Source organism: Streptomyces sp. NPDC028305, from assembly GCF_055569495.1.
On sequence record NZ_JBVHTN010000014.1, the window covers coordinates 180,788 to 193,764 of the forward strand.

At 73.7% G+C, this 12,977-nt stretch carries 12 protein-coding genes; 5 read left to right on the plus strand and 7 right to left on the minus strand.

The annotated features are described in order from the left end of the window. Positions 1 to 178: 178 nt before the first annotated feature. Positions 179 to 1,507, minus strand: a complete 1,329-nt coding sequence (locus ACZ4WQ_RS45065) for an enolase C-terminal domain-like protein (RefSeq protein ID WP_311728104.1) — start codon at positions 1,505 to 1,507, stop codon at positions 179 to 181. Positions 1,508 to 1,822: 315 nt separating this feature from the next. Between ACZ4WQ_RS45065 and ACZ4WQ_RS45070 the strand changes: the two genes are divergently transcribed. From ACZ4WQ_RS45070 to ACZ4WQ_RS45090, 5 genes are all read left to right on the plus strand, one after another. Beyond that, complete coding sequence (locus ACZ4WQ_RS45070; RefSeq protein ID WP_385349791.1) at positions 1,823 to 2,791, plus strand: TauD/TfdA family dioxygenase; 969 nt, start codon at positions 1,823 to 1,825, stop codon at positions 2,789 to 2,791. A gap of 86 nt (positions 2,792 to 2,877) precedes the next feature. Further along, complete coding sequence (locus ACZ4WQ_RS45075) at positions 2,878 to 4,425, plus strand: AlkA N-terminal domain-containing protein (RefSeq protein ID WP_385349794.1); 1,548 nt, start codon at positions 2,878 to 2,880, stop codon at positions 4,423 to 4,425. Continuing rightward, positions 4,422 to 4,916, plus strand: a complete 495-nt coding sequence (locus ACZ4WQ_RS45080; protein ID WP_385349797.1) for a methylated-DNA--[protein]-cysteine S-methyltransferase — start codon at positions 4,422 to 4,424, stop codon at positions 4,914 to 4,916. Before ACZ4WQ_RS45075 ends, ACZ4WQ_RS45080 begins: the two co-directional genes overlap by 4 nt. Next, positions 4,913 to 5,587, plus strand: coding sequence for an alpha-ketoglutarate-dependent dioxygenase AlkB family protein (locus ACZ4WQ_RS45085; protein WP_385349802.1), 675 nt, complete (start codon positions 4,913 to 4,915; stop codon positions 5,585 to 5,587). The genes ACZ4WQ_RS45080 and ACZ4WQ_RS45085 overlap by 4 nt, the downstream gene beginning before the upstream one ends. Positions 5,588 to 5,690: 103 nt before the next feature. Then, entirely contained in the window at positions 5,691 to 6,665 is a 975-nt protein-coding gene (locus ACZ4WQ_RS45090) for a threonine/serine dehydratase (protein WP_358845632.1), read from the plus strand. A gap of 83 nt (positions 6,666 to 6,748) precedes the next feature. Here the strand turns inward: ACZ4WQ_RS45090 and ACZ4WQ_RS45095 are convergent, their stop codons facing one another. From ACZ4WQ_RS45095 to ACZ4WQ_RS45120, 6 genes are all read right to left on the minus strand, one after another. Next, positions 6,749 to 7,099, minus strand: coding sequence for an MmcQ/YjbR family DNA-binding protein (locus ACZ4WQ_RS45095; protein ID WP_385349805.1), 351 nt, complete (start codon positions 7,097 to 7,099; stop codon positions 6,749 to 6,751). Between the two features lie 77 nt (positions 7,100 to 7,176). Continuing rightward, entirely contained in the window at positions 7,177 to 8,985 is a 1,809-nt protein-coding gene (locus ACZ4WQ_RS45100; RefSeq protein WP_468022891.1) for a gamma-glutamyltransferase family protein, read from the minus strand. Between the two features lie 91 nt (positions 8,986 to 9,076). Next, positions 9,077 to 10,096 carry an ABC transporter ATP-binding protein gene (locus ACZ4WQ_RS45105; protein ID WP_468022892.1) on the minus strand — a complete coding sequence of 340 codons (1,020 nt, stop codon included), beginning with the start codon at positions 10,094 to 10,096 and terminating at the stop codon, positions 9,077 to 9,079. Next, entirely contained in the window at positions 10,093 to 11,112 is a 1,020-nt protein-coding gene (locus ACZ4WQ_RS45110) for an ABC transporter ATP-binding protein (protein ID WP_385349814.1), read from the minus strand. Before ACZ4WQ_RS45110 ends, ACZ4WQ_RS45105 begins: the two co-directional genes overlap by 4 nt. After that, positions 11,109 to 12,020: an ABC transporter permease gene (locus ACZ4WQ_RS45115; protein ID WP_385349817.1), complete on the minus strand. Its 912-nt coding sequence runs from the start codon at positions 12,018 to 12,020 to the stop codon at positions 11,109 to 11,111. The genes ACZ4WQ_RS45110 and ACZ4WQ_RS45115 overlap by 4 nt, the downstream gene beginning before the upstream one ends. Further along, positions 12,017 to 12,970, minus strand: coding sequence for an ABC transporter permease (locus tag ACZ4WQ_RS45120; protein ID WP_385349866.1), 954 nt, complete (start codon positions 12,968 to 12,970; stop codon positions 12,017 to 12,019). The genes ACZ4WQ_RS45115 and ACZ4WQ_RS45120 overlap by 4 nt, the downstream gene beginning before the upstream one ends. Between the last annotated feature and the right edge of the window lie 7 nt (positions 12,971 to 12,977).

Genomic DNA, 12,977 nt, shown 5'->3' on the forward strand with positions numbered 1-12,977 from the left:
CTTCGGCACGCCGAGGGCCCCGGGCGGCGTGCGTGGCGCGGCTGGGCCCTGTCCGGCGGATCTTGACGCCTGCGGCGGCCACGCTGCGGAGCAGCAAATCGACGCAGCCCCCTCCCCGCCCCTGCCGCACATCGACACTGCGGGAAGGGGCGGGGGGGAAAGCTCCGCCGGACCGGGCCTAGCGCACCAGGCAGGGGCGCTTGTTGTCGAACGTCCAGTCCGGGACCAGGTATCGCATGGCGAGGGCGTCGTCACGCGCCCCGAGCGCCTTCTCCTGGTAGAGCTCGTGGGCGGCGAGGAGGCGGTCCATGTCGAGCCGGACGCCCAGGCCGGGGAGGTCGGGGATGGCGATCTCGCCGTCGACGATCCGGGGCGGGTCGACGGTGAGCCGCTCCAGACCCTCCTGCCAGATCCAGTGCGTGTCCAGGGCGTTGTACTCGCCCGGGGCGGCGGCGCCGCAGTGGGCGACCATGGCCAGGGAGATGTCGAAGTGGTTGTTCGAGTGGCATCCCCAGGTCAGCCCCATCTCATGGCACAGCTGGGCGACCCGGACCGAGCCCTGCATGGTCCAGAAGTGGGGGTCGGCCAGCGGGATGGTCACCGACTGGAGGGCCAGCGCGTGGGTCATCTGCCGCCAGTCGGTGGCGATCATGTTGGTCGCCGTGGGGAGGCCGGTGGCGCGCCGGAACTCCGCCAGGATCTCGCGGCCCGAGTAGCCCCCTTCGGCTCCGCACGGGTCCTCGGCGTAGGCGAGGGTGCCCAGCAGGGGCCGGCACAGCTCGATGGCCTCGCGCAGTGACCAGGCGCCGTTGGGGTCGAGGGTGATCCGGGCCTCGGGGAAGCGCTCCTTGAGCGCCCGGATGGCCTTGACCTCCTCATGGCCCTCCAGGACCCCGCCCTTGAGCTTGAAGTCGCGGAAGCCGTACAGGTCGTAGGTGGCCTCGGCCTGACGGACGATCGCCTCGGGCGTCAGCGCCTCCTCGTGCCGGATGCGGTACCAGTCCACGCCGGAGCCGGGTTCGCGCACATAGTCCAGGTCGGTGCGGTCGGGGTCGCCGACGTAGAAGAGATAACCGAGGACGCGGACGGAGTCGCGCTGCTGGCCGTCGCCCAGGAGTGCCGCGACGGGGACGTCGAGGTGCTGTCCCAGCAGGTCGAGCATCGCCGACTCGACGGCCGTGACGGCGTGGACGGTGGTGCGCAGATCGAAGGTCTGCAGTCCCCGCCCTCCGGAGTCCCGGTCGGCGAACCGGTCCCCGATCTCGCGCAGCACGCGCTTGTAGTCGCCCACGCGCGCGCCGACGACGAGGGAGGCGGCGTCCCGCAGTGTCTGGGTGATCTTCTCGCCGCCCGGCACCTCGCCCAGGCCCGTGCGTCCCTCGGAGTCCTCGAGGACGACCACGTTGCGGGTGAAGTAGGGGCCGTGCGCCCCGGAGAGGTTGAGCTCCATGCAGTCCCGGCCGGCGACCGGGTAGACGGAGAAGGCGGTGACGGTTGGCTGACTCATGGACGTCATGGACGGGTTCCCTGCCTCCGAGATAGCTCCACGCATGCACACTGCATCTACATATGAAGATGGAGGCTAGGCTGGTGAACGCGATGGGTCAATGGGGCCACGGTCACGGATCGCGATCAGCGGCGCTTTCTTACGGGGCGTGGCCCCGGCGAGTCGAGACGATCAGGGGGCGCCGTACGTAGCCCCTCCCAACACGCCGGTACGCGCCCGTCGCACTCCGGGGCCACCGGGGCGGCATCCTCAGAATCCGCTCAAATCTTCCACAGAAGACGAACATGCGAGCGAGGTGTTCATAGGGTCACGATCATGACCACGAGCCGCAGCCGTACGCACACCTTGCACATCCCCGACTCGTCCCAGGCCGCCGCGAAGGCCGCCCTGGGCGCGGTCGGCGAACTCGGCGACGCCGTGCCCGACACCGGCGTCGGCCTGTATCTGGAGTACGGCGCCAAGCATCTGCGCAACCACCTGCCCGCCCAGGTCCTCGACGCGCTCGCCGAGTGGCGGCACTCCCCCACCGCGTGGCTCACCGTGGTCAATCTGCCCGGCCCCCAGGAAGCCGTGCCCACCCCCAGGGACGGGTTCTGCGACGAGTCGCTCCTGAGGACGCCCAACCTCGTGCACTTCGGCATGCTCCAGCTGCTCGGGCTCACGCCGATCGCCTACCCGTGGGAGAACGACGGCCGGCTGATCAGGAATGTGGCACCCCGCGCCGCGTCCGCGAGCTCCCTCACCTCCTGGGGGTACGCCCAGCCGCTCGACTGGCACACCGACGACTCGGTGCTCGACCACCGGCCGGACGCGGCCCCCGCCGAGGCCATCCCCCACTACCTGTCCTTCTACGGCATGCGCAACGACGAGCGGGTGCCCACCGACCTGCTGCTCGTCGACACCGTCCTCAAGGCGCTGCCGGACCGGATCGCCGAGGCGCTGCGGCGCCCCGACTTCACGGTGACCGCGCCCGAGTCGTACACCGCCGACGGCGACGGCAGGCCGCTGAGCCGGACCGGCGTGCCCATGCTCTGGACGCTCCCGGACGGCAACGCCGCGCTGCGCTACGGGCCCGGCAGGCTCACCGGCCGCACCCCCGAGGCGTGTGACGCACTGGCGGAGTTCGAGCGCCACGCGGCCGCCCTGCCGGGGACTCCGGTGCTGGTCGAGGAGGGCGGGTTCCATATCTTCGACAACCGTCGCGTGATGCACCGCCGGGTGCCGTTCCAGCCGCTCGCCGAGGGCCGGGCCCGCTGGCTGCGGCGCTGCTACGCCCACGGCTGAGCGGTCACCCCCGTCGTCCCGCGCGGAAACGCCGTGTCCGATTTCCGCCAGCACTCCACCCCGCCCTGCCGCAGAGTGGAGGGGTGATGACCGACGACGGCAAGTACGAGGCGGTGTGCAGCCGCGACGCCCGCTTTGACGGCGAGTTCTTCTTCGCCGTCGCCACGACCGGGATCTACTGTCGGCCGAGCTGCCCCGCGATCACGCCCAAGCGCAAGAACGTCCGCTTCTTCCCGACCGCCGCCGCGGCCCAGGGCGCCGGTTTCCGGGCCTGCCGCCGCTGCCGCCCGGACGCGGTGCCCGGCTCCGCGGAGTGGAACGCCCGGGCCGATGTGGTCGGCCGGGCGATGCGGCTGATCGGTGACGGCGTCGTCGACCGCGAGGGGGTGGCCGGGCTCGCCGGGCGGCTGGGCTACAGCGCCCGGCAGGTGCAGCGCCAGCTGAACGCCGAGCTGGGGGCGGGCCCCCTCGCCCTCGCCCGGGCCCAGCGCGGACACACCGCGCGCATCCTGCTCCAGACGACCGGCATGCAGGCCGCCGAGATCGCGTTCGCGGCCGGGTTCGCCAGCGTGCGGCAGTTCAACGACACCATCCGCGAGATCTACGCCGCCACCCCCAGCGAGCTGCGCGCCGCCCGCCCCGGGCCCGCCGCGCGCTTCGGCCCGGTCGGCGCCGGGGACGGAGCGGCCGGGATCCCGGTGCGGCTCGCCTTCCGCGGTCCGTACGCCTCCGCCGAGGTCTTCGACCACCTGGGCGACCAGACCCTCGCGGGCGTCGAGGAGATCGTCGGCGCGCGCGGCTCCCGCACCTACCGGCGCGCCCTGCGCCTGCCGGGCGGGGCCGGCATCGCGGAGGTCGGCGAGGCGCCCGGCACCGGCGGCTGGCTGGAGTGCCGGCTGCACCTGGCCGATCTGCGCGATCTGACCACCGCCACCCAGCGGATGCGCCGCCTGTTCGACCTGGACGCCGACCCGTACGCGGTCGGCGAGCGGCTGGGCGCGGACCCCGCGCTCGCGCCGCTGGTGGCCCGGCGGCCGGGGCTGCGCGCGCCCGGCGCGGTCGATCCGCACGAGCTGGCGGTCCGCACGGTGCTGGGCCGGCATGTCTCACCGGCGAAGGGGCGCGGGCTCGGCGAGGCGCTGCTGGCGGCGTACGGCGAGCCGCTGGAGACGCCGAGCGGCGGGCTGACCCATCTCTTCCCCCGCGCGGACCGGCTGGCCGAAGCGGGCCTCAGCGAGCTCCACATGCCCGACGCGCGCCGTGACACCCTGCGCGCGCTCGGTACGGCGCTCGCCGACGGCACCGTCCGGCTCGACGCCGGCGCCGACCGCGACGAGGCGGAGAAGGCGCTGCTGGACCTGGACGGCATCGGCCCTCGGACGGCCGGCTACATCCGGATGCGGGCGCTGGGCGACCCGGATGTGCTGCTGCCCTCGGATGAGGCGGTACGGGCGGGGATGCGGCACACCGGCGCCGAGGCAGTCGACGCAGAAGCCTGGCGGCCCTGGCGCAGCTATGCCATGCACCACTTCTGGCTCGCCGCCGCGGACCGCGACACTTCTGACGAGCACACGCGCGAACGGCGTGAGCAACACGAGGATTATCAGGCTCACCACGAAAGGAAAGACCGATGACGGTCTACACGACGGTCGACAGCCCGCTGGGCGAACTGCTGCTGGTGGGTGAGGAGTCGAAGACCGCCGAGGGCGGCACCGCCCTCGCCTCCCTGTCGCTGCCCGGGCAGAAGGGCGGGGCGGTCGTGCAGGACGGCTGGCGGCGGTCGCCGGAGGCGTTCACCGAGATCGTCTCCCAGCTGCGCGCGTACTTCGCCGGCGAGCTGACGCGGTTCGACCTCGAGTATGTGACCCGCGGCAGCGCGTTCCAGCAGCGGGTGTGGCAGGCCCTGGACACCATCCCGTACGGCACCACGACCACCTACGGCGGGCTCGCCGAGCGGATCGGGGCCCCGCGCGGGGCGGTGCGCGCCCTGGGCACGGCGCTCGGCGGGAACCCGCTGCTGGTGGTGCGCCCCTGCCACCGGGTGATCGGCGCGAACGGCACGCTGACCGGCTACGCGGGCGGCCTGGAGCGCAAGCGGCAGCTGCTGGCCCACGAGGGCGTATGAGCGCGCTGATCCCACGGCCGCGCCTGGAGGTCGCGCCGGGCGCGGTGCATGTGCCCGGCTGGCTCACGCCACAGCAGCAGCGCGACCTCGTGGCGGCCTGCCGGGCCTGGGCCGTCGGGCCCGTCCCGATCCGGTACACCAGGCTGCCGAACGGGGGCGTCATGTCCATCCGGACCGTGTGCGTCGGCTGGCACTGGCTGCCGTACCGGTACAGCCGTACGGCCGACGATGTGAACGGCGCCCGGGTCGCGGAGTTCCCCCGCTGGATGGTGGAGCTGGGCCGCCGCGCGCTGGCCGAGGCATACGGGAACGAGTCGGCCGAGTGGGCCGCGGCCGACTACACACCCGACACGGCGCTGATCAACTTCTACGACGGCGCGGCCAAACTCGGTATGCACCAGGACAAGGACGAGAAGTCCGCCGCGCCGGTCGTCTCGCTGAGCATCGGGGACACCTGTGTCTTCCGGGTCGGCAACACCGCGACCCGCACCCGGCCGTACACCGATATCGAGCTGGCCTCCGGGGATCTGTTCGTCTTCGGCGGCCCTTCGCGGTACCTGTACCACGGCGTGCCCCGGGTCCATGAGGGCACCGGCGACCCCGCCACCGGGCTGCGCTCGGGGCGGTTGAACATCACGATGCGGGTGACCGGGCTCCATGACGCCTCCTGACCCTCCCGGGCGGGGTGGTTAGGGTGTCGATCACGGGCGATACGGCGACTCCCCGTCGCCGGCCGCCGCGTCCCCTGGCACTCTCACAGGAAGGTGGGCCGTGATGGACATCGCCAACATCACAGACATCCAGGCGATTGAGGCGGCCGCCGAGCGGATCGCCGGACGTGTCGTGCGCACCCCGACCGTGGCGAGCCCGGGACTGACCGATCTGCTGGGCGCGCCGGTCACCACCAAGCTGGAGTTGCTCCAGCGCACCGGCTCCTTCAAGGCGCGCGGGGCGACGGCGAAGCTCCTGTCGCTGAGCGAGGCCGAGCGCGCGGCGGGCGTGGTGGCGGTGAGCGGCGGCAACCACGGGATCGCGCTCGCGGTGATGTCCGGCGCCCTGGATGTGAAGGCGACCGTCGTGATGCCGCGGGCGGCGCCCGCGCGCGCCGCCCGGATCGCGGAGGCGGCGGGGGCCACGGTGCGGCTGACGGAGGACATGGAGGGCGCGTTCGCCCTGATGTCACGGCTGGAGGCCGAGGGGCTGACCCTGGTGCACCCCTATGACGACCCCGTGGTGGTGGCCGCGCAGGGCACCGTCGGCCTGGAACTGGCCGAGGACGCCGACGAGTTGACCGATGTGCTGGTCAGCATCGGCGGTGGCGGGCTGATCGCCGGGGTCGCCGCGGCGCTGCGCGCTCGGCGGCCCGGGGTGCGGATCTGGGGTGTGGAGACCGAAGGGGCCCAGGCCATGTCCGAGGCGCTGGCCGCGGGCGGCCCGGTGCCGGTCGCGCTGTCCTCGGTCGTCTCCACCCTCAGCGCGCCCTCCGTCTGCGAACTCACCTACGAGCATGTGTCCGCCCTGGTCACCGAGGTGCTGGTGGTGTCGGACGCGGAGGCGGTGCGGGGCACCCTCGACCTCGCCGAGCATGCGAAGGTCTGGGCCGAGCCCGCGGCCGGCTGCCTTCTGCCGGCCGCGCGGCGGGTGCTGGAGCGGGTGGGCGACGGGGCCCGGCTGGGGCTGGTGGTCTGCGGCGGCAATGCGAGCCCGTGGGACGTGATGTCCTGGGCGGACCGCTTCGGCCTGCGCTGAATCCGCCCGCCCGGCCCTGAGTTCGGCCGGAACGTCCGGTACGGCAGCGGGGTGGCCGGCGCCGCCATCCTGTTGCTGTGGGCTTACCGCCCCGTCTTCCCGGCCCGTGCCTCCAGGAGCCGGGGCGGCGCGGCCTGCTGCCAGGAGTCCACGAGGATGTCGCGCAGCTCGTCCCTGTCGTCCAGCGCGGCGAGCCGCACCCGCACCCAGGCGAAGCTCGCCTCGTGGTCGGCGATCCAGAACTTCTCCGGCTCGGCGAGGACCAGTTCGTTCCGCTCCTCCTTGGGACATCTGACGGCCATCGACGTCTCGTCCTCGGGGAGCGTGGCGAACATCTTTCCGGCGACCCGGAAGGTGGGCATGGACCAGGCGATCTTCTCCGTCGTCTCGGGGAGCGACAGCGCGATTTCACGGACATCGTCGGACGTGGTCATGGGACGACCGTAAGGCACGGCACCGACACCCGCCCGGCCAGGCCGCTCGCCACCGGAGAGCGGGCCCGGCCGCGGTGTCAGCGGCCCACCGCGTACCCCTGGGCGCCACGGGGGTTGGCGGCCGCCAGGAGGACGCCGGTGTCGGGGTCGCGGGCGACCGCGCACAGCCGGCCCTCGGTCCAGGCGCCGCCGACCGTGACGTCATGGCCGCGGCGGCGGAGTTCGGCGATGGCGGGCTCGCCGATCCTGGACTCGACCACGACCTTCCCCGCCGCCATCGACCGGGGGTGGAACGAGCCGGGGAAGCTCTCCTGATGCCAGTTGGGCGCGTCGATGGCGCCCTGGAGGTCGAGTCCCGAGCGCACCGGGGCGCGCAGGGCGACGGCGAGGAAGAAGTGGGTGCTCCACTGGTCCTGCTGGTCGCCGCCGGGGGTGCCGAAGGCCATGACGGGGGTGGAGCCGCGCAGCGCGAGGGAGGGGGTGAGGGTGGTGCGGGGGCGGCGGCCGGGGGTGAGGGAGCCCGGCAGGCCGCGGTCCAGCCAGGTCATCTGGAGCCGGGTGCCGAGCGGAAATCCGAGCGTGGGAATCACGGGGTTGGACTGGAGCCAGCCGCCGCTGGGGGTGGCGGCGACCATGTTGCCCCAGCGGTCGACCACGTCGAGGTGGCAGGTGTCGCCGCGGGTGGTGCCGTCGGGGCCGACGGTGGGCTCCCCGGCGCCGGGGGCGGTGGCGGGCCCGGGGGTGTGCGACGCCGACCGCGCGATCGCGGCCAGGGCCTGTTGGCTGAGGCGCGGCTCGCGGCCGCCGGGCCGCCCGGGCCGGAGCTCGTGGCTGGCGCGCTCGCCGATGAGCGCCCGCCGCTCGTCGTTGTACGGGGCGGAGAGCAGGTCGTCGAGGGGGACGTCGGCGGAGTCGCCGTACCAGGCCTCGCGGTCGGCCATGGCCAGCTTGCCGCCCTCGATGAGGGTGTGCAGATAGTCGGGGGTTCCGTAGTCGTCGGCGGTCAGTCCGGGCGGCAGCAGGGCGAGTTGCTGGAGGAACACCGGGCCCTGGCTCCAGGGTCCGGCCTTGCACACCGTCCAGCCGTTCCAGTCGTAGGAGACGGGGGCCTCGTAGGTGGCGGCGAAGGCGGCGAGGTCGTCGCGGGTGAGGGTGCCGGCGTGGCGTTCCCCGGACGAGTCCATGGTGGGCCGGGCGGCGGCCTCGGCGAGCGCCTCGGCGATGAAGCCCTCGCGCCAGATCCCGCGGGCGGCGTCGATCCGGGTCTCGCGGCCGGGGCCCGCCGCCTCGGCCTCGGTGAGCAGCCGCCGCCAGGTCGCGGCGAGGGCGGGGTTCTTCAGCAGCCGCCCGGGGGCGGGGGCCCTGCCGCCTGGCAGGTAGAGCGCGGCCGAGGTGGTCCACTCGGTCTCGAAGAGCTCCCGTACGGTCTCGACGGTCTCGCCGACGCGCTCGACGGCGGGGTGGCCGTGCTCGGCGTAGCCGATGGCGTACTTCAGGACGTCGGCGAGTTGTTTGGTGCCGTGGTCGCGCAGCAGCAGCATCCAGGCGTCGAACGCGCCGGGCACGGCGGCGGCGAGCGGGCCGGTGCCGGGGACCAGGTCGAGGCCGAGCGAGGTGTAGTGGTCGATGGTGGCCCCGGCGGGGGCCGGGCCCTGCCCGCACAGCACGGTCGGGGCGGAGCCCGCCGGGGCGAGGATGATCGGCACCTCCCCGGCCGGGCCGTTCAGGTGCGGTTCGACGACATGGAGGACGAACCCGGCGGCCACGGCCGCGTCGAAGGCGTTGCCCCCGTCCTCCAGGACGGCCATGGCGGACTGGGAGGCCAGCCAGTGGGTGGAGGACACCATGCCGTGGGTGCCCTGGAGGGTGGGGCGGGTGGTGAACATGAAGCGGCTCTCCTGGTCTCGGTACGGCTCGATCGTTCCACGCGGGGCGGGCGAGGCGGGCTTGCGTTCCCGTGGCGTCGGCGGGCCCTGGTCAGCGGGGCGGGGCCGAGGCGTCCGGCGCGGTGCCGTCGTCGGCCACCAGATGGCAGGAGACCTGCCGTCCGCCGCCGGGCAGCTCGCGCAGGGCGGGGGGCTCGGTGCGGCAGCGGTCGGTGGCGAGCGGGCAGCGGGTGTGGAAGCGGCAGCCCGCGGGCGGGTCGAGCGGGCTGGGCAGCTCCCCGCTGAGCAGGATCCGGGCGCGGGTCCGCTGCCGGGGCGGGTCGGGCACGGGCGCGGCGGACAGCAGCGCCTGGGTGTAGGGGTGCTTGGGGTCGGCGAACAGCTCGGCGGCCGGGGCCTGTTCCACCAGCTGCCCCAGGTACATGACCGCGATCCGGTCGGCGAGGTACTCGACGGCGGCCAGGTCGTGGGTGATGAACAGACAGCCGAAGTGCCGGTCCCGCTGGAGGTCCGCCAGCAGATTGAGGACGGACGCCTGGACGGAGACGTCCAGCGCCGAGGTCGGCTCGTCGGCGACCAGCAGCCGGGGGTCGACGGACAGGGCGCGGGCGATGGAGACGCGCTGCCGCTGGCCGCCGGACAGCTCGTGCGGGCGCCGCCGGGCGTGTTCGGGGCGCAGCCCCACCTGTTCGAGCAGCGCGGCGACCCGCTCGCGCAGGGCGTCGCCGGCGGCGATGCGGTGCAGCCGCAGCGGTTCGGCGACGATGGCGCCCACGGTCATCCGGGGGTCGAGCGAGGAGGACGGGTCCTGGAAGACGAGGTGGAAGTCCTTGCGCAGCGGGCGCAGCGCGCGCCGGGACAGGCGGGTGATGTCGCGGCCGTTGATGCGTACGGTGCCGTCGGTGGGGCGGTCGAGCCGTACGGCGCAGCGCCCCACGGTGGACTTGCCGCTGCCCGACTCACCGACCAGGCCGAGGATCTCGCCCCGGCCGATGGTGAGGCTGACGCCGTCGACGGCCTTGACGGTGCCCGCGCCCCCGCCGAAGTGGCGTTTGAGGCCGGTGATGTCAAGGACGGGGTGGGCGGGCTCGGCCGGGGGTGCGGCGTTCACTGGGCGGCCTCCTCGGACCGGTGGGGCAGGGGCGTCCGTACGGGGTGCCAGCAGGCGGCGTGGTGCGCCTCGCGCAGCGGCCGCAGGTCCGGACGGGCGGTGGCGCACTGCTGGTCGGCGGCGGCGCAGCGGGGCTGGAAGGTGCACCGGTCGGGCTGCTCGGTCAGGCTGGGGACGAGGCCGGGGATCTCCTGGAGCCGTGGTCTGCCCTGGCGGGCCGCGGTGCGGTCGCGTACGGGCACGGCGCCCAGGAGACCGCGGGTGTAGGGGTGGCGCGGATCGGCGAACAGGTCGTCCACGAGGGCCTGTTCGACGGCGCGTCCCGCGTACATCACCAGCACCCGGTCGGCGATGTCGGCGACGACGCCGAGGTCGTGGGTGATCAGGACGATCGCGGTGCCGAGCCGCTCCCGCAGGGAGCGCAGCACCTCCAGGATGCCCGCCTGGACGGTGACGTCCAGGGCGGTGGTGGGTTCGTCGGCGATGAGGACGGCGGGGTCGCAGGCGATGGCGATGGCGATCATCACCCGCTGGCGCATGCCGCCGCTGAGCTGGTGGGGGTAGTCGCCGGCGCGTCGGCCGGGCGCGGGGATGCCGACGAGGTCGAGCAGTTCGACGGCGTGGTCGCGGGCCTCGCGCCGGCTCATCCCCCGGTGGCGGCCGAGGACCTCGCGGACCTGGCGGCCGATGGTGAGGACGGGGTTCAGCGAGGTCATCGGCTCCTGGAAGATCATCGCGATCTCCTTGCCGCGGACGTCCCTCAGTTCCTTGTCGGGGGCGCCGACGAGCTCCCGGCCGCCGAGCCGTACCGAGCCGGTGACCTCGGCGGTGGGCGGCAGCAGGCCCATGACGGCGGTGGAGGTCACGGACTTGCCGCAGCCTGACTCGCCGACGACGGCCAGGACTTCGCCGGCGGCCACGTCGTACGACAGGCCGTCGACCGCGTGCACCGAGCGGCCGGGGCTGCGGAAGACGACGGACAGGTCCCGGACGCTGAGCGCGGGGGGCGTGGTCATCGGCTGTCTCCACGGGGGTCGAGGATGTCGCGCAGCCCGTCGCCGAGCAGATTGAACGCGAGGGTCGCGGCCACGATCGCCACGCCCGGGAAGACGGCCATCCAGGGGGCGGCGGCGATATACGCCTGTGCGCTGGAGAGCATCACCCCGAGCGAGGGGGACGGGGGCTGGACGCCGAGGCCGAGAAAGCTGAGCAGCGCCTCGCCGATGATGGCGCCCGGGATGCCGACGGTGGCCTGGACGGTGAGCGCCGACAGGGAGTTGGGCAGGATGTGCCGGAAGAGCACGGTCCGGTCGCCGCCGCCGTTGGCCACGGCTGCGGCGACGTAGTCGAGGTGTTTGAGGCGCAGCGTCTCCGCCCGGGTGATGCGGATGACGGCGGGGATCTGGGACACGCCGATGGCGATGGTGGCGTTGAGCAGCGAGGGGCCGAGGATGGTGGCGAGGCCGACCGCCAGCACCAGGAAGGGGAAGGCGAGCAGGGTGTCGGTGAGCCGGGAGACCACGGAGTCGGCGAGGGGCCCGTAGTAGCCCGCGGCCAGGCCGAGCGGCACACCGACGGCGAAGGCCAGCGCCACCGCGAGCAGTCCGATCTGGAGCGAGGCCCGCACCCCGTGGAGGACCCGGGAGAGCTGGTCGCGGCCGAGGTCGTCGGTGCCGAGCCAGTGTGCCCAGCTCGGCGGGTGGAGGGCGGCGGTGAAGTCGGGCCGGGTGGGGTCGTAGGGCGCGATCAGCGGCGCGAACAGGGCGATCAGGACCAGGAGCGCGGCGGCGACGGCGCCGGTGAGGGCGAGCGGGTTGCGGAGCAGCAGCCGGACCGGGGAGGGCGGCGCGTCGGCCGCGGGGGCGGGTTCGCCGGTGGCGGGGGCGGTGGGGGCCGGGTTGGCCGGGTTGCCTACGACAGTCACCGGGCACCTCCGAGCCGGATGCGGGGGTCGATCAGCGAATAGGCCAGGTCGACCAGCAGGTTGACCAGGATGTAGGCGGCGGAGGTGAACAGCACCACGCCTTGGACCATCGCGTAGTCCCGCGAGAACACCGCGTCGATGGTGAGCTTGCCGAAGCCGGGCAGGACGAAGATCTGCTCGGTGACCACGGCGCCCGAGATGAGATGGCCGAGTTGCAGACCGAGGACGGTGACGACGGTGACCAGGCTGTTGCGCAGCGCGTGCGAGCCGATCACCTGGCGGCGGGAGAGGCCCTTGGCGCGAGCGGTGCGGATGTAGTCGGCGGACAGCGAGCCGAGCATGGCGGCGCGGGTCTGCCGCATGACGACCGCAGCGAGGCCGGAGCCGAGGACGATCGCCGGAAGCACCATGTGCCGCAGGTTCTCCACCGGGTCGACGCCGAAGGGGACGAAGCCGGAGGCGGAGAACACGGGGACGGCGATGGCGAAGGTGAGGATGAGCACGATGCCGAGCCAGAAGGCGGGGATCGAAAGGCCCAGCAGCGCCAGGGCGTTCACCAGCCACTCCTCGGGCCTGCCGCGCCTGACCGCGGCCACGACCCCGGCGCTGACGCCGACGAGGACGGCGAGCAGCAGGGCCAGCGCGGAGAGTTCGAGGGTGACGGGCAGGGCGTCGAGGACGGAGTCGAGCACGGGGAGGCCGGTGCGGGAGGAGGTCCCCAGGTCGCCGGTGACGGCGTGGCGCACATAGCGCAGGTACTGGATCACGATGTTGTCGTCGAGCCCGTAGGCGCGGCGGATCCCGGCGATCGCCTCGGGGGTGGCCTCCTCGCCGGCCAGGGCGGTGGCCGTGTCGCCGGGCAGGGCCCGGACACCGGCGAAGACCACGACGCTGACCAGGAAGAGGGTGATGAGCGACTCGCCGACCCGGCGCAGCAGATAGCGGGGCATCGGCCGG